The organism is Defluviimonas salinarum (genome assembly GCF_026013545.1).
Taxonomy (GTDB): Bacteria; Pseudomonadota; Alphaproteobacteria; order Rhodobacterales; family Rhodobacteraceae; genus Albidovulum; species Albidovulum salinarum.
Genome location: NZ_JAPDOG010000005.1, coordinates 188,684 through 209,964 on the forward strand (window position 1 = coordinate 188,684; position 21,281 = coordinate 209,964).

Below are 21,281 nucleotides of genomic sequence, written 5' to 3' on the forward strand. Positions count from 1 at the left end.
CGGCTGGCGGCCGGCCCGCAAGGCGATTGCGGCGGCGTCAGAGCGTGGCGAGATCGAGCGCCGCGGCCGAGGCCCTGCCGCCCTCGCGCGGTCGTCCTCCCGCCCCGTCGTCCTCCCTGCGCACGAAGCCGACAAGCGTCGCGCCGCCGGCGAGCGGCACGCAGCGGCAGCCGAGCAGCTCTCCTCCGGCGAGGCTGATCTCCGCCGACCAGACGGTGCGTTCGCCGATCGCGCCGACGAAGTCGCGGATCTCGCCCCAGACCGGCGTCGGCTCCGAGCGTCCCTGCCAGATCCGTCTCGAGTCCGCGATCGTGGGGGTGCCGAGCGTCGAACCGGTTTCGACGCCCCAGAGCCGATCGTAGGCGGCATTCGACAGGATCAGCTCACCGGCCGTCGAAAAGACCGCGATCGCCTCGCGCAGAGTGTCGACGACCGATTGGCCGAGCGCCACCTCGGATCGGAAGTGGCGCGTCAGAGCGATCTCGGAGCTGATATCCTCGATCTGGAAGGCAACGGCGCCGTCGGGATGCGGACGACCGGTAACCCGGTAGGTCTGGCCCGAAGGCAGGGTCCAGGTGTCCTCGTACAGCCCGGATTCGGCAGCTTTCTCCAGTTCCGACATCTGTTGGCGCCAGCCGTGGTAGTCCTTCGGCTCGGGAATCACGCGCGCTTCGCGCAGGCGGTCGAGGAAGGAGACGAGCGACGGTCGCGAGGACAGGAAATCGACGCCGAGCGAGGTCAGGTCCACGAGCGCCGGGTTGAAGAGCGCGAGCTGGCGCTTGCGGTCAAAAACCGCGAGGCCGATCGGAAGATGCGCGAAGGTCTTGGTGAGGGTTTGCAGGAACTCCCGCAGGGAAGATTCAGCCCTCACCTCGCGATCGGCAGGAAGGGCGAAGTTCAGCGTGCCGGTCGCGGCCGGAACGCTGTGGCACTCGTACCAGCGCATGGATTTTCCGGTGCCGGTGGACAGCTTCTGACGCCTCGGTTCGTGCGTCTCCGCCGTGGCGGCGGCGAAGAGCGGCGGCAGCGGCCAAGTCAGGCCGCCTTTCTCGACCCCGCGCTGCTCGGTGATCCGGTCGAGATAGGCCGGGTTAGCCCAGTTGACCGCGCCCTCGGCTGTCGTGCGCCAGACCGGCATTGGCGCGGCCGCGAGAGTCTCGCGCAGAGCCTCCAGTTCCTGGCGCTCCGCGCGATGGCTCAACGCATCCACGACGACATTTTGGCCTTCGGCGGAAAGATCGGTGATCGTCACGCGCGTCACCCCGTCAAGCCATTCCGCAGAGACGCGGATCTCGGCTTCGCCACGGCTCTCGAGTTCGACCTCCCCTCGGTCAGGCAGGCTGGCGAAAGCGTCGTCGATGCCGTCGACCCGCTGCGAGAGGAATGTGTGCAGGCGCTGCCATTCCGTGCCTGAACCCGGAATCGCCTTCAGCAGATCGCGCGCGGACCGGGTCGAATCGATCAGTTCGTCATCGGCAAACAGGAACACCGCCTGCTCGAGCGCGCGGATATTCCCGGACAGGCTGGACGCCGGGTTGCGGCGCTGAGGAAGAAACGACAACAAGAACAACGCGGCGACGGCCGAACCGAGTGATGTTGCAAAGAGGATGGCAGCCTGGGCAAACAGTTCAATCATCACCAACTCGCTTCTTCCCCGGAGAACCTTTCTCTCTTGGTACACTTCGCCTAATGCGTCAAAGAGGCGTTAATATTACAACCATTGGGCGAATTGGTGGCGGGTGTTAGGTATCGATCCGCCGGTTCTCCCCGAGCCCGCCGGAGCGGACCGCCTCGATTCGCGATCGGGGCCAGGTCACCTCGATGACGGCGCCGCTCCGGGCCGGGCGCTCGTCCTCCGACAGGAACGGATCGGCGCCGTTGGCGAAGCGCAGCCGGGCGCCGGTCCGCTCGAGCAGCGTCTTGGCGATGAAGAGCCCGAGGCCCATCCCGTCGTATTCCGGCCGCTGGGCCCGGATCTCGTCGCGCCGATGGCGCATGAAGGGATCGCCGATGCGGCCGATGAGATGGGGCGGAAAGCCGTCGCCGTCGTCGGCGATCCGCACGGTCACGGTCTGATCGGTCCAGGACGCGTCGACCCAGACGCGCTCGCGCGCGAAATCGACCGCGTTCTGGATCAGGTTGCGCAGGCCGTGAATGATCTCGGGCCGGCGCGCGATCACCGGTTGGTGCGGGTCCGCCTGCGGGTCGTCGCCGATGTCGAACGCCAGGGTCTTGCCCCGGCCGAGATGCGGCTCGGCGGCCTCGCGCAGCACCGCGGCGAGCGGCGCGCTGCGCAGATGCAGGTCATCCTTCCCGGCCCGGCCCATCGACCGCAGGATGTCGCGGCAGCGGTCCGCCTGTTGGCGGATCAGCTCGGCATCCGAACGCAGTTCCGGCCTGTCGGCGAGTTCTTCCGCAAGCTCGGTGCTGACGAGCTTGATCGTGGCGAGCGGCGTGCCCAGTTCGTGCGCGGCCGCGGCGACGACTCCGCCGAGATCGGTCAGCTTCTGCTCGCGGGCCAGTGCCATCTGGGCGGCAAGCAGCGCATCGCCCATCGAATGGATCTCGGAGGCGATGCGGCGCGCGTAGAGGCCGAGGAACACCACGCCGATGACGATGGCGAGCCAGAAGCCGAAGCCGAAGATCGGCGGAACCACGACCGGGCTGCCGTCGATCGTCCGAAGCGGCATGTGCACGAAGGCGATCAGGGTCACGAGCGCGATCGTGACGATCCCGATGAAGACCGTCGCGCGGGTCTGCAGCGCCGTCGCCGCGATCGTCGCCGGTGCGAGGATCAGGAGCGCGAAGGGATTGTTGAGCCCGCCGGTGAGAAACAGCAGCAACGCGAGTTGCGAGGTGTCGAACAGGAGCGTCAGCGCCGCCTCGGTTTCGGTCAGGCGCTTGTTGCGCGGATAGATCGAGATCGCCGCGAGGTTGACGACGACGGCCGAGCCGACCACCGCGAAGCAAAGCCCGAGGTCGAGGTCGATGCTGTAGTATTTCCACGCGACCAGCAGCGCCGCGGCCTGGCCGAAGACCGCGGTCCAGCGCAGCAGGACGAGGGTGGTGAGCCGAACCCAGTCGCTGTGGGCAATGCGCTCCATGCGGTCGGGTCCGGGACTTTGCGTCGGGGTGCCGGGGTCCGGCTGGGTCATCACGGGTCCTGTTGTCGCATTCCGACGCTACCGATTGATAGTCGGCGCCGGATGCGCGATCAATGGCGCCGCTCAAACCGGGGGAACGAGATGCCGATATCGACCAGAACCTACGCCGCCGCGGCGGTCTCTGCCGTGGCGATCGGATTGGTCGCGATCTATGCGGTCACCGTGAATGGCGCCGATCGGTTCGAGGCCTGCCGGGAGAGCCGGATCTCCGGCGGCGCCGCGGCGATCGGTGGAGCGTTCACCCTGACCGACGAGGACGGGCGCAGCGTGACCGAGCGCGATGTTCTCACGAAACCGAGCCTCGTCTATTTCGGATATACCTTCTGCCCGGATATCTGCCCGGCCGATACCGGGCGAAATGCCGAAGCCGTCGATATCCTCGAGGAGATGGGATACGAGGTCACCCCGGTCATGATCTCCGTCGACCCGAAGCGCGACACGCCCGAGGTTCTGAAGGAATGGACCGATTATATTCATCCGCGAATGATTGGCCTTACCGGAACCGATGAACAAATCAACACGGTCGCCAAGAGCTACCGTACTTATTTCAAGGTTCCCGACAGTCCCGGCGACGACTTTTATCTGGTCGATCATATGACCCAGACCTATCTGATGCTGCCGGAAATCGGCTTTGCCGACTTTTTCTCGCGCGACGATACGCCCGAGGACATCGCGAGCCGGACCGCCTGCTTCGTCGAGGCCGCGCGGGAGTGAAATTGACCACCGCCGCCGGACACCCTAGAACCGGGTGAAACCGAATGCGGGGAAACCATGGCCGAAGACGACCTTGACGAACTTGGACCCGACCGGACGCTGCTCCTGGTCGACGATGATGCGCCCTTCGTCAGCCGCTTGGCGCGCGCGATGGAGAAGCGTGGTTTTCGACCCGAAACCGCCGAAAGCGTTGCCGAGGGCCGTGCCATCGCCCAGTCCCGCCCGCCGGCCTTCGCGGTCGTCGATCTGAGGCTCGGTGATGGCAACGGGCTCGACGTCGTGGAAGTCCTGCGCGAGCGGCGGCCCGATTGCCGGGTCGTGGTGCTGACCGGATATGGCGCGATCGCGACGGCGGTCGCTGCGGTGAAGATCGGCGCGGTCGATTACCTGTCGAAACCCGCCGACGCCAATGACATTACCAACGCGCTGCTGTCGCGCAGCGAGAGCCATCCGCCGCCGCCGGAAAATCCGATGTCCGCGGACCGCGTCCGCTGGGAACATATTCAACGCGTTTACGAGCTTTGCGACCGCAATATCTCCGAAACCGCGCGGCGGCTGAGCATGCATCGGCGCACGCTTCAGAGGATATTGGCGAAACGCAGCCCTAAATAAACTGGAAACGCAACGAATAAGGCGCTAGTACCGATCAAGGTATATCGGGGATCCATCCCATCTGGCCCGAATACGTGAATAGAAACTAGGGAGCGTCTCCGTGAAAACTGATCTCGATACAATGTCGCTGAAAGAGCTCAAGGCCCTTCAGGCGCAGGTCACGAAAAAGATCGACGATTACGAGGAGCGCAAGAAGCGCGAGGCGCTTGCCGCGATCAAGGAACAGGCCCAGGCCATGGGCTTCTCGCTTTCCGAATTGGTCGAGGTGGAGCCGGTCAAGAAAAGAAAACCCGCCCAGCCGAAATACGCCAATCCGGAAAACCGTTCGGAAACCTGGACCGGACGCGGACGCCGGCCGCGCTGGGTCGAAGCCGCGCTCAAGGCCGGCAAATCGCTCGATGATCTCGCGATTTAAACATTCGCCAGCAACCAGCGCATGAAAATCCGTGCCGGGCGCCGCAGCGGGCCCGGCGGCGTCACGATGTAATAGCCCGGATTGTCGTCCTCCGTCTCGACGGCGATCCGCATCTCGCCGGCGCGCAGATCGGATTCGACAAGTGCCGCGCTCGTTATATGCAGCCCGTATCCCTGTCGTGCCGCCGAGAGGGCAAGCTCCTCGGTGGCGAATTCGGTGATGTTCAGCCGGTCGGGATCGAGCCCGGTGCAGCAGGCGATCCACTGCCGCTGTTCCGGCCAGTCCGGTTCGAGGATCCACGGTAGCCGCGACATCTCCTCAAGGCTCAGCGGCCCGGGGCCGCGAAACAGCCTGCTCGCCCCGACGACGATGTAGCGCGCCGAGGTGAGGTAGGTCGCCTCGACACCGGGCCAGCTGCCCTCGCCGAAACGGATGCCGAAGTCGATCCGCTCGCGCCGGAGGTCGAGAACACGCGGATCGGGGCGGAGCGAGACCGCGACCTCAGGGTGCTCGGACCAGAACCGACCGAGCCGCGGCATCAGCCAGTTGCTCGCGAAGGTCGGGGTGAGCGTCACCGTCACCGGGCGATCCGCCCCGCCTTCGCGCAGTTCTTCCAGGACGGCCTGGATCGCGCCGAACCCCTCCGACAGCGAAGCGGCCAGCCGGGCGCCGTCCTCGGTCAGCGCGACCGCCCGCCCGTCGCGGCGCAGGAGGGCAAGGTCGAGATGCGCCTCAAGCGCGCGCACCTGCTGGGCCACCGCGGCATGGGTGACGTTGAGTGCCCGCGCCGCCGCGCTGAAACCGCCGAGCCGGGCGGTCGCCTCGAAGGCGCGAAGCGCCGGAAGCGGCGGGAAATGAAGCCAGTCCAGATCAGGCATATGATAGCTCTACTAACAGATCAGAAATCCTTCTGACTCGCTGTTTTCCCTCATAATAGCTATTTTCTCTCCATCAAATCCAGTCGGAGGACAAAAAAATGTTAACCGTTCTTGCAGATACCTTCCGCATCGCTACGTTCCAGAACCGCGGCCCGTCGACTCGTGACCGCGATGCCGAGCGCCGCCGTCTGCGCCGGGAACTCGCCGATCTCGACGACCACCTGATGCGCGACATCGGGCTTTGGCGGTGAGGTGTCAGGCAAACACTTCCTTCATCAAGGCCGCGTGCCGGGCGATGAACTCGGCACGCACCTCGACCGGCGGGCGGAGCCGGATCGACAGGCCCCGCACCGTCATCGCATCGGGCACGCCAAAGAAACGGTCGGCCTCGGCGCGGGAAAAGCCGGCTATCTGCACGGCTTCGAGCCAGGCCGAGAGTCGGTCGGCATGCTTGATCGCCGTCTTTATCGCGGCGGGAAGCTCGCCCGGCAGGCCGAACCGCAGATGCACGGCGACGGACAGCCGCTCGTCCAGCGCCTCGTAACCGGGCCCGACGGCGGCCTTCACCGGGCTGATCATGTCGCCGATGACATATTCCGGCGCATCATGCAAAAGCGCCGCCAGCCGCCAGCGCGCCGCGATGCCGGGATTCGCACGGGCGAAGATCTCCTCGACCAGCAGCGAATGCTCGGCCACCGAATAGGGAAAATCGCCGACCGTCTGGCCGTTCCAGCGCGCGACGAAGGCGAGGCCATGCGCGATGTCCTCGATCTCCACGTCGAGCGGCGTCGGGTCGAGAAGGTCGAGCCGGCGGCCCGACAGCATGCGTTGCCAGGCACGGGCGGGTTTCGGGGGCATCGGTCTTCGGTCCTTGTCGGTCGGGCCCGCTCGCGCGGGGTCGCGGAATTGTGTCGCGTCGTTAATGGCGACGACGGTGCATCACCCATATCTCTCCTTCACAGCATTCTGCAACGCGGGCGGCGCCGCCCGGCATGGCGGACCGCCGGAAACGGAAAGGAAACGCCATGTTCAAACGCATCTTCACCTCGGCCATGATCCTCGGCGCCGCCGCGATGGCGCCCCCGGCCCTCGCGCAGTCGCAGCTCTCCTGCGCCGACCGCGACGAGATGACGGAAACCCTGTCGCGCAAATACAGCGAGAGCCTGACAGGCGCCGGGCTGCAGAGCTCCAAGCGGCTCGTCGAATTGTGGAGTTCGGCCGAGACCGGCACCTTTTCGATCATCATTACGCGCCCGAACGGCATGAGCTGTCTCGTTGCCTCAGGAGAGTACTGGCAACTCACGCCACCCTCCGCCGCCGATGCGGCCGACGACGCCGAACCGGCGTCGGGCTGACGGCGCAAACCTCTCCGCGGCCATTCCGGGATTGTGGGCGCACGGGTCAGGGCATTGATTGCCGCCCGGCCCGCGCGGTGCTATCTGACCGCCAACTCGAATTTTCCCGGAGAAACGCGCATGGCCAAGGATTACATCATCAGGGACATCTCGCTTGCCGGCTACGGCCGCAAGGAGCTCGACATCGCCGAGACCGAAATGCCGGGCCTGATGGCTTTGCGCGAGGAATTCGGCGCCGCGAAGCCGCTCGCCGGCGCGCGGATCGCCGGCAGCCTGCACATGACCGTACAGACCGCGGTGCTGATCGAGACGCTGACCGCGCTCGGCGCCGAGGTGCGCTGGGCCTCGTGCAACATCTTCTCGACCCAGGACCACGCCGCCGCGGCAATCGCCGAAAGCGGCGTGCCGGTCTTCGCGGTCAAGGGCGAGACGCTCGAGGAGTACTGGGCCTATACCGACAAGATCTTCCGGTTCTCGGACGGCACCGCCAACATGATCCTCGACGACGGCGGCGACGCGACGCTCTACATCCTGATGGGCGCGCGGGTCGAGAACGGCGAGACCCACCTGATCGAGACGCCGGGTTCGGAGGAGGAGGTCTGCCTCTTCAACCAGATCCGCAAGCGGCTCGAGGAAAGCCCCGGCTGGTTCACCAAGCAGCGCGACGCGATCAAGGGCGTGAGCGAGGAGACGACGACCGGCGTCCACCGGCTCTATGACCTGCACAAGAAGGGCCTCCTGCCCTTCGCGGCGATCAACGTCAACGACAGCGTCACCAAGTCGAAGTTCGACAACAAGTACGGCTGCAAGGAATCGCTGGTGGACGGTATCCGCCGCGCCACCGACACGATGATGGCCGGCAAGGTCGCCGTGGTCTGCGGCTACGGCGATGTCGGCAAGGGCTCGGCCGCCTCGCTGCGCGGCGCCGGGGCGCGGGTGAAGGTGACCGAGATCGACCCGATCTGCGCGCTGCAGGCGGCGATGGACGGCTATGAGGTCGTGCTTCTGGAGGATGTCGTCTCGACCGCCGACATCTTCATCACCACGACCGGCAACCGCGACGTCATCCGCATCGAGCACATGCGCGAGATGAGGGACATGGCGATCGTCGGCAACATCGGCCATTTCGACAACGAGATCCAGGTGGCTAGCCTGAAGAACCACAAGTGGACCAACATCAAGGACCAGGTGGACCTGATCGAGATGCCCTCGGGCAATCGGATCATCCTTCTCTCCGAGGGGCGGCTCCTCAACCTCGGCAACGCCACCGGCCACCCGAGCTTCGTGATGTCGGCGAGCTTCACCAACCAGGTGCTGGCGCAGATCGAGCTCTGGACCAAGGGCAAGGACTACAAGCCCGGCGTCTACATCCTGCCCAAGCACCTCGACGAGAAGGTCGCGCGGCTGCATCTGGCCAAGATCGGCGTCAAGCTGACCGAGTTGCGTCCGGAGCAGGCCGACTATATCGGCGTCACCGTCGCTGGCCCGTTCAAATCGGACCATTACCGCTACTGACTACCGAAGGGGGCCGGTTCCGGCCCCCTTTCCTCCCGTGACATTGTTCCGGTTTTCGCGTCTCTGACCGAAGTTCCGTTCCGTCATTTCGCGATTCGGGAAAATTTCTTTGCCCGCACGGCCCATTCGACGCTAACCTCCGCGCGGGCGGCTTCCCCGGGGGGCCATGACCCGGAATATCATACCGGATTTGCAAGAGCGGAGATGGCCATGGGCAGACGCGACGAGTTGATTGCCACGTATGCGGAAGATCTGAAGACCAAGTGCGGCATGGTGCCGGACATGGCGCTTCTCGAACAGGTCACCATCGGGTGCGGACCCGCGATCTACGATGCCGATGCCTCGACCGTGGCCGCCACACAGGCGGGTGAACTGGAAACCGTCAAGAACAACTTCCTGGTCAAGAAGCTCGGGCTGGGCGACGGGCCGCATCTCATGGATGCGATCAACGCCGTGATCGACACCTATGGGCGTTCGGAGACCAACAAGTACCGGGCCGTCGTCTACTACATGCTCGTCAAGCACTTCGGCAAGGAAGCCGTCTACGCCTGACGCGCGCCGATCCGTTAAGCGAACCTGACCGTAACGCGCTGGTTTTGAACGATATTGTCGACATTCGGAACTTGCCCGAATCCGCGACGCCATCTAGGGTCTCAACTACAGGCCAGGACGGCCGAGACCTTTTCAGTTTCGCACGGTGCAGGGGTGCACTGGGGTGGAGGAGGGTCCCGGTCGGGTGGCCGGGGCCCTTCGTCGTTTCAGAACAGGCCGAGCACCGCGCCGATGATGGTCGAGCCGATCACCGCATAGCCGCCATCGATATAGATCAGCTGCCGCGGCCGGTCGGCATAGGCGTAGTTCACGACGATCCAGGGCAGCGCTACGAAGGTGCCGAGCCCGAAACCAGAGACCAGGCCCTTGATGAGCGTGTCGATCCCGGCCATTCCGAACATGTGCCGCATCATGCCCGCGACGGCCAGCATCGCGATGCCGGCGATGATATAGGGCACGACGCTCTTGTTGCGCGGCCTGCCGTCGGCATCGACGCTGATCCCGGTCGCGGCCACCCACTGGCTCGACCATTTCATGTACCAGAAGGCGCCGAACGCATAGGCCGCGGCCGCCGCGACGATCACACTGAAGAAAGCCATCCCTTTGACCTTTCGCGCATTTTCCCCTGCCCGCATGATGCCGGGGAAAACGCCCGCGGTCTATAGCCCGCCAAGCTCGCAGATCACCTTCCACTCCGCCTCGGCCACCGGCTGAACCGAGAGCCGCGTGTTGTTCACCAGCACCATCTCGGCCAGCCGCGGCTCGACCTTCGCCTGCTCCAGCGTGACCGGCCGGGCCAGCGGCTTCACCGCGCGGATGTCGACGCAGTCCCAGCGAGGATCGTCGGTGGTGCTGTCGGGATGGCTCTCGGCCGAGACCTCGACGATGCCGACGATCTCCTTGCCCTGGTTGGAGTGGTAGAAGAACCCGAGATCGCCGAGTTTCATCGCCCGCATGTTGTTGCGGGCCTGATAGTTGCGCACGCCGTTCCATTCCTCGCCGGCAGCGCCCTTGGCGACCTGCTGGTCCCAGCTCCAGGTGTCGGGCTCGGACTTGAAGAGCCAGTAGGCCATCAGCCGATCACCTTCTTCCACTCGATCACGTCGACGCTGTCGAAGAGCCCCGCCGCCTTGTAGGGGTCGCCCGCGGCCCAGGCCTCTGCTGCCGCGAGGTTGTCGGTCTCCAGAACGATCAGCGAACCGCGCATCTCCCCCGCCTCGATGAGCGGTCCGGCCATCTTCACGATGCCGGTCTGCTCGATATAGCCGAGATGCGCGGTGCGGGTATCGAGGCGGGTCTGCAGGTGGCCGGGCTTGTCGCGGCAGATCACGGCAAAGAGCATGGTCATTCCTTCTTGAGGGGACGGGAGAGCAGGGCGGAAACGGCGTCGGGCACCGAGATCCGGTTGTCGACGAGGGCCGCGACCATGGCCGCGACCGGGAGATCGAGCCGGTGCTTTTCGGCAAGAACAGACACTGCTTTGGCCGTCGCGGCGCCTTCGACGGTGGTCGCGGCGTCGAAGGCCTCGCCCGCGCCGAGCGCATGGCCGAAGCGGAAGTTGCGCGACTGCGTCGAGGTGCAGGTCAGCACCAGGTCGCCGAAACCCGAGAGCCCGGCAAGCGTCTCGGCCTGTGCCCCGAGCGCCAGCGCGAGCCGGTTCATCTCGGCGAAGCCGCGGGTCATCAGCGCCGCGCGGGCGCTGTCGCCGAGCCCGGCGCCGATCACCACGCCGGCGGCGATGGCGATGACGTTCTTGAGCGCACCGCCCAGCTCGGCGCCCGTGCAGTCGGTGCTGCGGTAGAGCCTGAGCACCGGCGTCGCCAGCGCCGCCTGCAATACCGCGCCGCGCGCGTCGTCGGCGCAGGCGAGCGTCAGCGCTGTTGGCAGGCCGCGGGCGATATCGGCGGCGAAACTCGGCCCGGTCAGCACGGCGGGAAGCGCCGAAGGGCAGGTCTCGGCGATGATCGCGGTCGGACCCCGCCCCGAGACGAGGTCGATCCCCTTGGCGCAGGCGACAAGCGCGCGGCCGTCGAGCCGTCGCGCCTCGGCGGCAAGAAGCCCGGCGGTCTGCTGCATCGGCACTGCGAGGAGCACGATATCGGCCGCTTCGGTCGCCGCCAGATCGGCGGTCACCTCCAGTGGCTTCGGAAAGCTCACACCGGGCAGGCGGCGGGCGTTCATCCGGTCCGCCTGCATCCGCGCGACCTGATCCGCATCGCGCGCCCAGAGCATGACCCTGGCGCCATGGCGCGCCAGCGCGACGGCAAGCGCCGTGCCGAACGCGCCGGCTCCTAGAACCGCGATCGTCATGCCTTCGCCCCCTTCTTTCCCGAACCGATCAGCGCAGGCTGACTCTGATCGAGCGGCCAGCGCGGCCGCGCCACCAGATCGGCATCGTCGATGAGCCCGAGCCGGAACCGCTCGATCCCCGCCCAGGCGATCATTGCCGCATTGTCGGTGCAAAGCGCCAGGGGCGGGGCCGTGAAGCGCAGCCCGCTTTTCGCCGAAACAGTCTCTAATGCAGCCCGAATCGCGCCATTCGCGGCGACGCCGCCCGCCACCGCCAAGACCGGCTCGGCCGGATCCAGCGCCAGGTACTCCGCGATGGCGCGGCGCGATTTCTCGGCCAGAACCTCGGACACCGCAGCCTGAAACCCGGCGCAGAGATCGGCGCGGTCCTGCTCGGTCAGACCGCCCTTCTCGGCGACCACCGCGTCGCGGGCGCGCAGGAGCGCAGTCTTCAGCCCGGAAAACGACAGATCGCAGCCCGGCCGGTCAAGGAGCGGCCGCGGAAAGGTGAAGCGCGCGGGATCGCCCGCCCGCGCCGCTGCCTCGACCGCCGGGCCACCGGGCTGCGGCAGGCCGAGGAGCTTCGCGGTCTTGTCGAAGGCCTCGCCTGGCGCGTCGTCGATCGTGCCGCCGAGCCGGGTGAACCGGTCGGGCGCATGGGCGATCAGGAACTGGCAGTGGCCGCCCGAGACGAGGAGCATCAGGTAGGGAAAGGACAGCCCGTCGGTGAGCCGCGGCGTCAGCGCATGACCGGCAAGGTGGTTGACGCCGACGAGCGGCAGACCCGTCCCCGCCGCGATCCCCTTGGCGCACATCACGCCGGCCAGCACGCCGCCGATCAGCCCCGGCCCAGCCGTCACCGCGACCGCGTCGATGGCGCCAAGGGCCACGCCCGCCGCCTCCAGCGCGTCCTCGACGCAGAGGTCGATCTTCTCGGCATGGGCGCGGGCCGCGATCTCGGGCACGACGCCGCCGAAATCGGCATGGAGCGCGGTCTGGCCATAGACGACCGAGGACAGGATCTCCGGCTTTCCGCCGGACAACCGGACCACGGCGGCGGCGGTGTCGTCGCAGCTGCTCTCCAGGCCCAGGATCGTGATCGGTTCGCGCATCGTGCCATCGGTTGCGTGAGGCATAGCAGGCAGGTAACACCGGCAGGAGAGCCGCACAATCCCGAGGGCGCCTTGGAATCACACCGGCCGATCCTGCTCCTGACCCGGCCCGAAGCGCAGTCGCGGCGCTTTTCGGACGCCTTTCGCGACCGGTTCGGGGCCGACTGGCCGGTTATCGTCTCGCCGCTGACCGAAATTCGGTTCCTCGATCCCGGTCCTTTGCCCGACGACGGCCGCGACCTCGTCTTCACCTCGGAGAACGCCGTCGCGGCTTTCGCACGGCTGACGCCGGGAGGCCGGGGCAGGGCCTGGTGCGTCGGGACGAGGACGGAGGCTGCGGCCCGCGCCGCAGGGTTCTCCACGCGCGCCGGCCCGGGAGACGCCGAGGGACTGGCACGGGCCATCGCGACCTCCGGCGAAGCGGCGAGGTTGCTCTGGCCGCGTCCGGTCCATGTCGCCCGGGACATGGCGAAAAGCCTCAACTCCGCCGGAATAGACACTGTATCGGTGCTGATCTACGATCAGATTTCCTGCCCGGCTACGGATGCCGCCACGACGGCTCTGCGGGAAACGACCCCGGTACTTCTTCCCCTGTTCTCGCCGCGCTCGGCACGGCTTGCCGCCGCCGCCATTGCTGGCACTGCCGCGCCGCTCTGGGTGGCGGCGATGAGCCCCGCGATCGCCGAAGCCGCCGCGGCGCTGTCGCCGCAGGGTCTGCACACGGCGGAAACGCCCGATGCAGCCGCGATGCTCGACGCGCTCGATGCGCTCATTGCCGCAGCCAAGACGGGTTGAGGGGCCCGCCCTTGCCCTCTAGATTGACGTAAGTGGGCGGTGCAGACTTTGGCCCGTTTCCGTCATAATCGCGAAGGGGGATTGCCGGTGGCCAGAGCGCGCAAGAAAACCAGCGGAAACGACGCCAAGCCGGCCGAGACCGAGGGTCAGGCAGAAGCGTCGACCGAAAGCAGCGCCGAAGAGACGACCGCGCCACTTGAACCGGCGGCGGAAGAATCGCCGCAGGCCGACATTTCGGAGCCTCCGGCATTAGACGAGGAGACCGCTGTCGAAAACACACCCGAAGTCGAGGCCGAGTCGGAAACGGAGACGGATACCGCTCCGGACAAGGACGAGACCGACCCGCCCAAAGAGCCGGCGGTGACTTCCGTTTACGACGAGACCGGATTTGACGCGTCCGATACGCGCGCTGAAGCATCCACGGACACGACGGCGGAGGTCGAGCCGGAGCGGACCGCCGCTGCCATTACGCCCTCGGGGAGCGAGTCGGCATCGACGCCGGCGCGCGGCGGCTTTTTGCCCCTTGTTCTCGGCGGCGTCGTCGCCGCCGGCCTCGGATTCGGCGCCGCGACCTATGTGTTGCCGCAATTCCTGACCGCCCCACAGTCCGGCGAGGAACTCGCCGCGCTCACCGAACTGCTCCGCCAGCAGGAGGCGCGCATCTCGGCGCTGTCCGACGAGATCACCGCGATCGCTTCCGATCCCGCTGCGGCGCAGGCCGCCGAGGCGCAGGCGGCCCGCGCCGCCAAGCTCGCGCAGGATTTCGACGCCTTCCGCCAGACGGTCAGCGCGCTCGATGACCGGTTGGTGAACGAGGCGCAGCGGATCGGCGCGCTCGACACGCGGCTCGCCGCGATCGAGAAACGCCCGGTGGCAAGCGGCGCCGCCTCCGCGACCGCGCTTGAGGCCTTCGATCGCGACATGGCGCAGATGCGCTCGGAGATCGAGGCGCAGCGCAAGGCGAACGAGGCGGCGCGCGAGGAAATCGCCGCGGCCGCGGAAGCTGCCGCCGCCCGCTTCGCCGCCGCCGAGGAAGACGCCAGGCGGTTGCGTGAGGAGGCCGAGTCGGTCGCCCTGCAGGCTTCCGCCCGGGCTGCCCTGAGCCGGATCCAGACCGCGCTCGACACCGGCGCAACCCTGAACGGCAGCCTGTCCGAACTCGCGGCTGCCGGGGTCGAGGTGCCGCAGGAACTGACCGACCAGTCCCTGGGCGTCCCGACGCTCGCCGCGCTGCGCGACGCTTTCCCGCCCGCCGCGCGCGATGCGCTGGCCGTGTCGATCAAGGCTACCGCCGGCGGCGGAACAATGGACCGTATCGGCGCCTTCCTGCGCAGCCAGTCCGGCGCGCGGTCGCTGTCGCCGCGGGCCGGCGACGATCCCGATGCGGTCCTGTCGCGCGCCGAGGCCGCCCTTGGAGCCGGCGATCTGGCCGCGGCGATCGGCGAGCTCAAGGGTCTGCCCGAGGACGGGCTCGCGCGCATGGCCGAATGGATCGCCCGTGCCGAGCGGCGGATCGCGGCGGAGGCTGCGGTGACGAGTATCGGAAACGCGTTGGAGTGAGGCTGCGATGATCTGGTCCTTCATCAAGATCGTAATCTTCGTCGCGGTTGTCGCGGCACTGACCCTGGGCGCGGGCTATCTTGCCGAGACCGGCAGCGGCATCCGCATCACGCTCGCCAACATGGAATTCACCCTCGGGCCGGTCCAGGCGGTGATTGGGGTTCTCCTGCTGGTCCTGCTGCTCTGGCTGGCGCTGAAGATCGCCGGCCTTCTGGTCGCGATCCTGCGCTTCCTCAACGGCGACGAGACCGCGGTGAGCCGCTATTTCGACCGCAACCGCGAGCGCAAGGGCTACCAGGCGCTGGCCGACGGGCTGATGGCGGTCGCCTCGGGCGAAGGCCGGCTGGCGACGTCGCAGGCGGCGCGGGCCGAGAAGTTCCTCCGCCGGCCGGAACTGACCAACCTGATCGCGGCGCAGGCCGCCGAACTCACCGGCGATACGAAACGTGCGGCGGAGGTCTACAAGCGCCTCCTGGCCGACGACCGCACCCGGTTTGTCGGGGTGCGCGGGCTGATGAAGCAGAAGCTCGCCGAGGGCGATACCGAGACCGCGCTGAAGCTGGCCGAGAAGGCCTATGCGCTGAAGCCGAAGCACGAGGATGTGCAGGACACGCTCCTGCAACTTCAGGCCGCGAAAGGCGACTGGAAGGGCGCGCGCCAGGTGCTCGGCACCAAGCTCAAGCAGGGGCTGCTGCCGCGCGACGTGCACCGCCGGCGCGACGCGGTTCTCGCGCTGCAGGAGGCCAAGGAGGTCTTTTCCGACGACGCGCCGATCGAGGTACGCGAGGCGGCGATCGAGGCCAATCGCCTGTCGCCCGACCTCATCCCCGCCGCGGTTCTTGCCGCGCAGGGTTACGTCCAGGCCGGCAAGCCCAAATACGCGACGCGGGTGCTGAAGAAGGCCTGGGACGCGCAGCCCCATCCCGACCTCGCCGCCGCCTTCGCGGCGATCGAGCCGGAAGAGAACCCGGCCGAGCGGCTGAAGCGATTCGGCACGCTGCTGTCGCTGCATCCCGACCACGAGGAAACCCGGCTTCTCAGGGCTGAGCTTCTGATCGCGGCCGAGGATTTCCCGGCCGCTCGCCGCGCGCTCGGCGACCTGACCGAGGCCCATCCGACCGCGCGGAGCCTGACCATTCGCGCCGCGATCGCCCGTGGTGAGGGCGAGGACGACGCCTTCGTGCGCGGCTGGCTGACGCGGGCGCTGACCGCGAGCCGCGGCCCGCAATGGGTCTGCGACAAGTGCCACAACATCCAGGCCGACTGGGCGCCGACCTGCGACAACTGCGGCGGCTTCGACACGCTGAGCTGGCGCGAGCCGCCGAAGAGCGCGGTGCAGATGCCGAACGGCTCCGAGATGCTGCCGCTGATCGTCGGCAGCCCGGCCGAGGCAGAGGTGAAGCCGTCCGATGGGGCGGAAAGCGACGACAGCGAAGACTGCGCGGAGGACGCGCTGATCCTCGACGAGGAAGTTGGCCGGAAAGCGCAAATTTAGGGCTACACACCCGCCTGCGATGATGCTATCAGCCCGCCACCAACCCGGTGCAGATCGGTTGGGCGAGCGCGTCAGACGCAACGGCCGAAAGGCCCGCCAGGACACGCGAGGCCAGGAGAACCTGCGCGGGATTGAAGGTACGGTCGCCTCGTGGCCGTGACCGAGAAGGATGCCGGTGTAGCTCAGCTGGTAGAGCACGTCATTCGTAATGACCGGGGCTAGCGCCCTAACCGATTGAGCGCCAAGCGGCATTCTGGTTCGCCTCCTTGCAACGCCTCAGCCATTGCAAACTGGCACATGGTTCTGCGGCGAGATACGCCCGCTCCACCTGCTCGACGACATGGCAGGCACGACCCCGGAATGTGCCCCTGCGCTGCGCCATGCAGCAGGCATGTCCGACGACATACCGCAAGCGCGCGGCAGAGCTGCGGCGCTAGGCGGCGTCTCTGGTTTTTCCGACCCGACACAGGGCAGCGGCACAAACCGCCTTCTACGCCCAAGCCACGCGGTCAGTGCAGCGCAGGCGAAAGAATGAGGTGATCGCCGGTCGCTACCTGAAAGCGGGCAACACCTCTGCCGCAGCGGCGCTTATGACGTTCGCACGGGTCGGCTGGCCAACCTAAGCGCGCTCCGAGGGCGACCCGTCTCGTCCTTAGACCTTCGGAGTGCGCGCCTCTCAGGTGTCCCCATGCAGATCATCATCCAAGACCAAGGCGACCGCTGCGCCATCTTGGCGACGAGTGTTTCGTCCAACACCCTGTTCCCCCTGACCATCACAGCCGCCGCCCTGCGTGACGGCTTGCGCGCCATCCTCGCCTCCCCGGCGACCAAGGAACTGGCAGTTGGTCCCGCCGCCCTCGTGCGCACCGAAGACGGCATCGACGTGACCACCAACGCCGGACGGTTCGCCATCCCATACCAGCACGCCCTGCCGATGGTGCTCGCATGAGGAAGACCAAGCCCGCCCCCAAGCCTGACGACCGCCTCACCGCCCTGCGCGCTCACGGTCTCCGCGTGTCGGCCATCAGCCAGCGCGACGACGTGCCCCTGATCCACTGGCAGCGCCCGCCCACCGAGGCCGAACGTGCCCAAGCCAACATTCTGCTGCCCGGAGCCTTGCACGATGCCTGACGCGACCCTTCTCGAAGCGCGCCGCGCCGGTGCAGCCGTCACCTTCTTCTGGGACGACCAACCCACCGGCTACCAGCGCAAGGTGGCCGAGGAAGCCAACCCCTCGAACGGCCAGCGCGTCGGCCATTCGTGGCCGGGGCCGCGCGACGACGGCGCTCCCGGTGCATACCGGATCACCGGGGGAAGACCGTTTTGACCACCGCCTACGAGGAAACCCAACTCTACCTCGCCGTCATGAAGCAGGCGGTCGTCGATCTGTTCGCGGGCACCCCTTCCTCGTCAAACCCGAAAGAAGGCGACCTGATCCGCCGTGAAGCGCTGGCTTTCCTGACTGACGCAAGCGGGCCTTGGGCGAACATGCGCGCCGAAATCTGCCTCGTGATCGACCGAGACCCGAACGAGGTGCGCGAGACCATCACGGCCATTCTGGACGGCGGCGACATGCCCTATCTGGGCGACGTGCGGGCGAACGGCATCGACAAGGCCCGCGCCCTGTGGACAGACCAGAAAGCCTTCGAGGCAGCCGCCCACGCGGAACGTCTGCGTCGCCGCGCTGAACGCCCGAAGGCGCCCGCAGCCGACGAACCTGCACCAGAACAGCCGCGCCTGCATCGCATCGTGACGAAGAAGGTCGCGCCATCGCCTGCACCGGCAGCACCCCCACCGCCGCCCCCGGTCACAAAGTCAGGCAGGATCAGAGAGACGAAGCGCGCAGCGAAGCCCTGGCTTTGCCCGCCTCGTGATCCGGCAGACGACTGGCTCTATGGCATCGCATCGGCCTAAATCAGGTCCATCCCGTCGGCACCTTGTTTCCCGGTTTTGGACGCCACGGCAAGGACTTAGCGTGGCCTTGTGGCGGGTCAGGCTTGCTCCCTCTCTGGTGAACGAGGACGGCGGGCAAGCTCGGAACTGCCCGCCGTCTTTGTTCAGAGAGGAACCGACATGCCCGACCAAAACGACCAGCACGCCGAAGCCCTGATCGCCGCGCTTGCGCCGAAACTCATCGAAGCCATCCTGCCGAAGATCGCGGAATCCGTGGAAGCGCAAATCGGCGGCATCAAGAAGAAGAACGACGAACTGCTCGGCAAGCTGGCCGAGGCGAAGAAGCCGGACCCGAACGCCTCGCTCGACAACCTCATGGCCATGCTCTCCAAGCAGGAGAAAGAGCGGACCATGAAAAACGCCGGTTTCATTCAGGACGCCGCAGGCAACTGGATTCTTGGCGGCGCGCAGTCCGAACCCGGCGTCTATCTGTCCCGCGAGGACGCCCGAAACCCGGTCAAGTACCGCGCGGCGAAGCAGGAGGCCGAGAAACGCGGCGTGCCCCTGCGCGTGATCGAAACCAGCGAAGACCCGACGCGCCGAAACACCGGCCAGCCGGAAATCATGAAATCGACGGTCTTCACCTTCGACGACGAGCACGAGCGCGTCCGGTATGTCCGGGCCGACATGCAGACCGGCAGCGGCATAGTGCAGCGCCGCCTCGCCGCCGAACGCGAGGGCTACACGGTCAAGACCTTCCGCAACGTCGAAGACCTGCCGGAACACGCGGCGCGGAAGTTCACGCTGATGGAGCAGGCGGCGAACGCTGGCAACGAGTCCTGACCGATGGCCGGCAAGCACAAGATCGACCTGCTGCCGAAGGCGAAGCGTGACGAGATCGTCCGGGACATTGTTCTCGGACGCCGTTCCATGTGGAAGGTCTCGCAAGACCTCGGGATCGCTGACACGTCGGTCGGGCGCTACATGGCGACCGTCAAGGAGGAAGAACGCCTTGAGATCATCGCCCGCGCGGCGCACGATTCCAAGATCGCAGCCGCGATGCAGAACGCGGACCTCGTCAACGAACTCGGTGCTGACACCGATAAAGACCTCAAGTTTGTCCTGCGCGAACTGAAAGCCCTGCTCGACGCGGCCAAGGGTGACGAAGACCGCATCTTGCAGCTTGGCACCCTGAAAGAACTTCGGCAGTCGCTGATGGCGCTGAGCGAGATGCAGGGCAAGCTGAACAAGAAGGTGGAAATCACGTTCGGCCTGCATGAAAGCCCGGCCTTCCTCGAACTGCGCAGGGTGATTCTGGCAGTCCTCGAACGCCACCCGGACGCGAAGGCCGACTTCCTCACGGAAATGGGGCGGCTGAAAGTCGTCAATCCGAAGGGCCTGCCCGAATGACGGTTGCCGCGAACGTCCGGGACTTCCTCGCTGGCCTGACGGTCAGCCTCGACCCGGTCGAACGGTTTCGCGCGGCCATCGGGGTTCCTGATCCGTTTCAGGTGGAAATCCTGCGCTCTGACCCCGCGAACGATCCGCAAGACGCGATGCTCTGCTGCGTCGCATCGCGCCAGATCGGCAAGTCAACGGCAATCGCCGCGCTGGCTTGGGATGATGCGACGAGGGGCAAGACTGTTCTGATTGCCTGCCCGTCGCTGCGCCAGAGCACGGAATTGCTGCGCCGCGTTGTCGAGTTCAAGAACGCGGACCCCTTTGCGCCAAAGGTCGTGAGGCAGGTTCAGACGGAAATCGAGACGATGAACGGGGGTCGGATCATTTCTATCCCGGCCACTGACAACGCGCGCGGCATGACCTGCGACACGCTGATTCTGGACGAAGCGGCATTCCACGAGGATGAGGCGATCACGGCGCTTCTGCCCATGAGGCGCAGCACGGGCAGAACCCTGATGATCTCGACGCCGAACGGGCGGCAGGGATTCTTCTGGGAGGTGTTCTCGGAGAAGAAAGCCCGGATCATCTTCGCCCGCTCCGTGGACTCGAACCGCCCGGATGTTCTCTCGAAGGTCGAATACGACCGGCGCTTCATGGCCGATTTCCGTTTCCGGCAAGAACACCTCTGCGAGTTTCTATCCGGCAACGGTACCCAACTCATTTCATGGGACACCTTGTCCCGCGCGACCGACAACACGGAGAAAGCCCTTGTCCTCTGAGATCATCGAACGCGAAGACGGTTCGCTTGTCCTGCCATCCTCGGCTGACCCTGCGGTCGCCATGTATCAGGCGGTCGGTTTCAGGCGGTTTTCCGTGGGTCTTGACGTGGGCCGCTACACGGACCCTTCCGCGCTCTGCATCATCAAGGCCGAGTCGAAGCCCTATTTCACGGGCCGGGGTTTCGAGCAGAAGTTGACCCAGCCGCAGTACTCCATCGTTTACACGGAGACCGTGAAGAACCTGGACTATACCGACCTCGTGGACATGGTGGTCGCGCGGCTCCGCAAACTCAAACACTGGAACCTGCTGTGCGACGCAAGCGGCATGGGCGGCCCCGTCGTGTCGCTCTTTCATCAGGCATCTGTGCGCTGCACCGGCGTCACGATCACGGCTGGCTCGACGATCACGCGCGACGGGTCGAAGGTGACATGCAGCAAGAACCTGCTTCTGGAAAACCTTGCGACCCAGATTGAGAACGGCTCCTGCGTCATTGCCCACGATCTGCCGGGACGGGACCAGTTGTTGCAGGAAATCGCGGCCTTCGAGTTGACCTTCACGAGCGCAGGGAACCCGGTCCTCCAAGGCGGCGGTAAAGGCCACCACTCGGATACGGCGATTGCCGCTGCGCTCGCGCTGCTCGGGGAAACGCACCTTGCGCCCCGCCAGATGGAAGTGCGGAAGTTGCAGGGGTTCTGGTAAACCCTGCCGGAGGTGACCCGAGGCCGAACCTCTCGCAAATAGGGCTGCCACA

The 21,281-nt window shown here is 66.4% G+C and carries 27 protein-coding genes; 18 read left to right on the plus strand and 9 right to left on the minus strand.

The genetic code is table 11. The annotated features are described in order from the left end of the window. Positions 1–37: 37 nt before the first annotated feature. Together OM960_RS07915 and regB are read right to left on the minus strand one after the other, a co-directional pair. A complete protein-coding gene (locus OM960_RS07915) occupies positions 38–1,636 on the minus strand; it encodes a PAS-domain containing protein (protein WP_264771585.1) in 1,599 nt (532 codons plus the stop codon). Positions 1,637–1,742: 106 nt separating this feature from the next. Continuing rightward, positions 1,743–3,104 carry a sensor histidine kinase RegB gene (gene regB, locus OM960_RS07920; protein WP_264771631.1) on the minus strand — a complete coding sequence of 454 codons (1,362 nt, stop codon included), beginning with the start codon at positions 3,102–3,104 and terminating at the stop codon, positions 1,743–1,745. A 141-nt stretch (positions 3,105–3,245) separates the two neighbouring features. Between regB and OM960_RS07925 the strand changes: the two genes are divergently transcribed. The 3 genes from OM960_RS07925 (at position 3,246) to OM960_RS07935 (ending at position 4,905) form a co-directional block, all read left to right on the plus strand. Then, positions 3,246–3,878: an SCO family protein gene (locus OM960_RS07925; RefSeq protein ID WP_264771586.1), complete on the plus strand. Its 633-nt coding sequence runs from the start codon at positions 3,246–3,248 to the stop codon at positions 3,876–3,878. A 57-nt stretch (positions 3,879–3,935) separates the two neighbouring features. Further along, positions 3,936–4,490 (plus strand): ActR/PrrA/RegA family redox response regulator transcription factor, encoded by a 555-nt coding sequence (locus tag OM960_RS07930; protein WP_263335098.1) that lies wholly within the window; start codon positions 3,936–3,938, stop codon positions 4,488–4,490. A 100-nt stretch (positions 4,491–4,590) separates the two neighbouring features. After that, entirely contained in the window at positions 4,591–4,905 is a 315-nt protein-coding gene (locus OM960_RS07935) for an H-NS histone family protein (RefSeq protein WP_263335097.1), read from the plus strand. On the opposite strand, the gene OM960_RS07940 is transcribed toward OM960_RS07935, so the two are convergent. Next, a complete protein-coding gene (locus OM960_RS07940; RefSeq protein ID WP_263335095.1) occupies positions 4,902–5,783 on the minus strand; it encodes a LysR family transcriptional regulator in 882 nt (293 codons plus the stop codon). The two genes, OM960_RS07935 and OM960_RS07940, sit on opposite strands and share 4 nt — an antisense overlap. A 98-nt stretch (positions 5,784–5,881) precedes the next feature. Between OM960_RS07940 and OM960_RS07945 the strand changes: the two genes are divergently transcribed. Then, positions 5,882–6,034, plus strand: coding sequence for a YjiS-like domain-containing protein (locus OM960_RS07945; RefSeq protein WP_263335093.1), 153 nt, complete (start codon positions 5,882–5,884; stop codon positions 6,032–6,034). A 4-nt stretch (positions 6,035–6,038) separates the two neighbouring features. Here the strand turns inward: OM960_RS07945 and OM960_RS07950 are convergent, their stop codons facing one another. Continuing rightward, entirely contained in the window at positions 6,039–6,641 is a 603-nt protein-coding gene (locus OM960_RS07950; protein ID WP_263335092.1) for an HD domain-containing protein, read from the minus strand. Positions 6,642–6,808: 167 nt separating this feature from the next. Between OM960_RS07950 and OM960_RS07955 the strand changes: the two genes are divergently transcribed. The 3 genes from OM960_RS07955 (at position 6,809) to OM960_RS07965 (ending at position 9,205) form a co-directional block, all read left to right on the plus strand. Beyond that, on the plus strand, positions 6,809–7,138 hold the full coding sequence (locus OM960_RS07955; protein ID WP_263335090.1) for a hypothetical protein: 330 nt from the start codon (positions 6,809–6,811) through the stop codon (positions 7,136–7,138). 120 nt (positions 7,139–7,258) lie between these two features. Continuing rightward, positions 7,259–8,653, plus strand: coding sequence for an adenosylhomocysteinase (gene ahcY, locus OM960_RS07960; RefSeq protein WP_264771587.1), 1,395 nt, complete (start codon positions 7,259–7,261; stop codon positions 8,651–8,653). 210 nt (positions 8,654–8,863) lie between these two features. Next, positions 8,864–9,205 carry a DUF2853 family protein gene (locus tag OM960_RS07965; protein WP_263335087.1) on the plus strand — a complete coding sequence of 114 codons (342 nt, stop codon included), beginning with the start codon at positions 8,864–8,866 and terminating at the stop codon, positions 9,203–9,205. A gap of 206 nt (positions 9,206–9,411) precedes the next feature. Here OM960_RS07965 and OM960_RS07970 read toward each other — a convergent pair whose 3' ends face one another. The 5 genes from OM960_RS07970 to tsaD are packed head-to-tail and all read right to left on the minus strand — an operon-like array spanning position 9,412 to position 12,606. Continuing rightward, entirely contained in the window at positions 9,412–9,804 is a 393-nt protein-coding gene (locus OM960_RS07970; RefSeq protein WP_263335085.1) for a DUF1761 domain-containing protein, read from the minus strand. A gap of 60 nt (positions 9,805–9,864) precedes the next feature. Then, positions 9,865–10,278 carry an EVE domain-containing protein gene (locus OM960_RS07975; protein WP_263335083.1) on the minus strand — a complete coding sequence of 138 codons (414 nt, stop codon included), beginning with the start codon at positions 10,276–10,278 and terminating at the stop codon, positions 9,865–9,867. Beyond that, positions 10,278–10,547 (minus strand): YciI family protein, encoded by a 270-nt coding sequence (locus OM960_RS07980; protein WP_263335399.1) that lies wholly within the window; start codon positions 10,545–10,547, stop codon positions 10,278–10,280. The genes OM960_RS07975 and OM960_RS07980 overlap by 1 nt, the downstream gene beginning before the upstream one ends. Positions 10,548–10,549: 2 nt before the next feature. After that, positions 10,550–11,515: an NAD(P)H-dependent glycerol-3-phosphate dehydrogenase gene (locus OM960_RS07985; protein ID WP_263335080.1), complete on the minus strand. Its 966-nt coding sequence runs from the start codon at positions 11,513–11,515 to the stop codon at positions 10,550–10,552. Beyond that, positions 11,512–12,606 carry a tRNA (adenosine(37)-N6)-threonylcarbamoyltransferase complex transferase subunit TsaD gene (gene tsaD / locus OM960_RS07990; RefSeq protein WP_263335397.1) on the minus strand — a complete coding sequence of 365 codons (1,095 nt, stop codon included), beginning with the start codon at positions 12,604–12,606 and terminating at the stop codon, positions 11,512–11,514. Before tsaD ends, OM960_RS07985 begins: the two co-directional genes overlap by 4 nt. A 72-nt stretch (positions 12,607–12,678) precedes the next feature. Between tsaD and OM960_RS07995 the strand changes: the two genes are divergently transcribed. The 11 genes from OM960_RS07995 to OM960_RS08045 all read left to right on the plus strand — a co-directional run bounded on the left by OM960_RS07995 (position 12,679) and on the right by OM960_RS08045 (position 21,229). After that, positions 12,679–13,401, plus strand: a complete 723-nt coding sequence (locus tag OM960_RS07995) for a uroporphyrinogen-III synthase (RefSeq protein ID WP_264771588.1) — start codon at positions 12,679–12,681, stop codon at positions 13,399–13,401. Between the two features lie 87 nt (positions 13,402–13,488). After that, positions 13,489–14,961, plus strand: coding sequence for a COG4223 family protein (locus OM960_RS08000; RefSeq protein WP_264771589.1), 1,473 nt, complete (start codon positions 13,489–13,491; stop codon positions 14,959–14,961). A gap of 7 nt (positions 14,962–14,968) precedes the next feature. Continuing rightward, positions 14,969–16,456 carry a heme biosynthesis protein HemY gene (locus tag OM960_RS08005; protein ID WP_264771590.1) on the plus strand — a complete coding sequence of 496 codons (1,488 nt, stop codon included), beginning with the start codon at positions 14,969–14,971 and terminating at the stop codon, positions 16,454–16,456. Between the two features lie 688 nt (positions 16,457–17,144). After that, complete coding sequence (locus OM960_RS08010) at positions 17,145–17,405, plus strand: hypothetical protein (RefSeq protein ID WP_264771591.1); 261 nt, start codon at positions 17,145–17,147, stop codon at positions 17,403–17,405. Beyond that, entirely contained in the window at positions 17,402–17,587 is a 186-nt protein-coding gene (locus tag OM960_RS08015) for a hypothetical protein (RefSeq protein ID WP_264771592.1), read from the plus strand. The genes OM960_RS08010 and OM960_RS08015 overlap by 4 nt, the downstream gene beginning before the upstream one ends. Next, entirely contained in the window at positions 17,580–17,783 is a 204-nt protein-coding gene (locus tag OM960_RS08020; protein WP_264771593.1) for a hypothetical protein, read from the plus strand. The genes OM960_RS08015 and OM960_RS08020 overlap by 8 nt, the downstream gene beginning before the upstream one ends. After that, positions 17,780–18,370 carry a hypothetical protein gene (locus OM960_RS08025; protein ID WP_264771594.1) on the plus strand — a complete coding sequence of 197 codons (591 nt, stop codon included), beginning with the start codon at positions 17,780–17,782 and terminating at the stop codon, positions 18,368–18,370. The genes OM960_RS08020 and OM960_RS08025 overlap by 4 nt, the downstream gene beginning before the upstream one ends. A 69-nt stretch (positions 18,371–18,439) precedes the next feature. After that, positions 18,440–19,192 (plus strand): hypothetical protein, encoded by a 753-nt coding sequence (locus OM960_RS08030; RefSeq protein WP_264771595.1) that lies wholly within the window; start codon positions 18,440–18,442, stop codon positions 19,190–19,192. A 141-nt stretch (positions 19,193–19,333) separates the two neighbouring features. Continuing rightward, positions 19,334–19,759 carry a hypothetical protein gene (locus OM960_RS08035; RefSeq protein ID WP_264771596.1) on the plus strand — a complete coding sequence of 142 codons (426 nt, stop codon included), beginning with the start codon at positions 19,334–19,336 and terminating at the stop codon, positions 19,757–19,759. Beyond that, positions 19,756–20,529, plus strand: a complete 774-nt coding sequence (locus OM960_RS08040) for a terminase large subunit domain-containing protein (RefSeq protein WP_264771597.1) — start codon at positions 19,756–19,758, stop codon at positions 20,527–20,529. Before OM960_RS08035 ends, OM960_RS08040 begins: the two co-directional genes overlap by 4 nt. After that, a complete protein-coding gene (locus OM960_RS08045) occupies positions 20,519–21,229 on the plus strand; it encodes a hypothetical protein (RefSeq protein WP_264771598.1) in 711 nt (236 codons plus the stop codon). Before OM960_RS08040 ends, OM960_RS08045 begins: the two co-directional genes overlap by 11 nt. The last annotated feature ends 52 nt before the right edge of the window (positions 21,230–21,281 follow it).

Bases quoted from the DNA above. Each gene is read 5' to 3' on its own strand.
- OM960_RS07970 (WP_263335085.1), bottom strand. From the start codon at position 9,804: ATGGCTTTCTTCAGTGTGATCGTCGCGGCGGCCGCGGCCTATGCGTTC.
- OM960_RS07940 (WP_263335095.1), bottom strand. From the start codon at position 5,783: ATGCCTGATCTGGACTGGCTTCATTTCCCGCCGCTTCCGGCGCTTCGC.
- ahcY (WP_264771587.1), top strand. From the start codon at position 7,259: ATGGCCAAGGATTACATCATCAGGGACATCTCGCTTGCCGGCTACGGC.
- OM960_RS07980 (WP_263335399.1), bottom strand. From the start codon at position 10,547: ATGCTCTTTGCCGTGATCTGCCGCGACAAGCCCGGCCACCTGCAGACC.
- OM960_RS08005 (WP_264771590.1), top strand. From the start codon at position 14,969: ATGATCTGGTCCTTCATCAAGATCGTAATCTTCGTCGCGGTTGTCGCG.
- OM960_RS07930 (WP_263335098.1), top strand. From the start codon at position 3,936: ATGGCCGAAGACGACCTTGACGAACTTGGACCCGACCGGACGCTGCTC.
- OM960_RS08035 (WP_264771596.1), top strand. From the start codon at position 19,334: ATGGCGACCGTCAAGGAGGAAGAACGCCTTGAGATCATCGCCCGCGCG.
- OM960_RS07915 (WP_264771585.1), bottom strand. From the start codon at position 1,636: ATGATTGAACTGTTTGCCCAGGCTGCCATCCTCTTTGCAACATCACTC.
- OM960_RS07950 (WP_263335092.1), bottom strand. From the start codon at position 6,641: ATGCCCCCGAAACCCGCCCGTGCCTGGCAACGCATGCTGTCGGGCCGC.
- tsaD (WP_263335397.1), bottom strand. From the start codon at position 12,606: ATGCGCGAACCGATCACGATCCTGGGCCTGGAGAGCAGCTGCGACGAC.
- OM960_RS07945 (WP_263335093.1), top strand. From the start codon at position 5,882: ATGTTAACCGTTCTTGCAGATACCTTCCGCATCGCTACGTTCCAGAAC.
- OM960_RS08040 (WP_264771597.1), top strand. From the start codon at position 19,756: ATGACGGTTGCCGCGAACGTCCGGGACTTCCTCGCTGGCCTGACGGTC.
- regB (WP_264771631.1), bottom strand. From the start codon at position 3,104: ATGGAGCGCATTGCCCACAGCGACTGGGTTCGGCTCACCACCCTCGTC.
- OM960_RS07985 (WP_263335080.1), bottom strand. From the start codon at position 11,515: ATGACGATCGCGGTTCTAGGAGCCGGCGCGTTCGGCACGGCGCTTGCC.
- OM960_RS08020 (WP_264771593.1), top strand. From the start codon at position 17,580: ATGCCTGACGCGACCCTTCTCGAAGCGCGCCGCGCCGGTGCAGCCGTC.
- OM960_RS07955 (WP_263335090.1), top strand. From the start codon at position 6,809: ATGTTCAAACGCATCTTCACCTCGGCCATGATCCTCGGCGCCGCCGCG.
- OM960_RS08015 (WP_264771592.1), top strand. From the start codon at position 17,402: ATGAGGAAGACCAAGCCCGCCCCCAAGCCTGACGACCGCCTCACCGCC.
- OM960_RS07965 (WP_263335087.1), top strand. From the start codon at position 8,864: ATGGGCAGACGCGACGAGTTGATTGCCACGTATGCGGAAGATCTGAAG.
- OM960_RS07975 (WP_263335083.1), bottom strand. From the start codon at position 10,278: ATGGCCTACTGGCTCTTCAAGTCCGAGCCCGACACCTGGAGCTGGGAC.
- OM960_RS08010 (WP_264771591.1), top strand. From the start codon at position 17,145: ATGCAGATCATCATCCAAGACCAAGGCGACCGCTGCGCCATCTTGGCG.
- OM960_RS07925 (WP_264771586.1), top strand. From the start codon at position 3,246: ATGCCGATATCGACCAGAACCTACGCCGCCGCGGCGGTCTCTGCCGTG.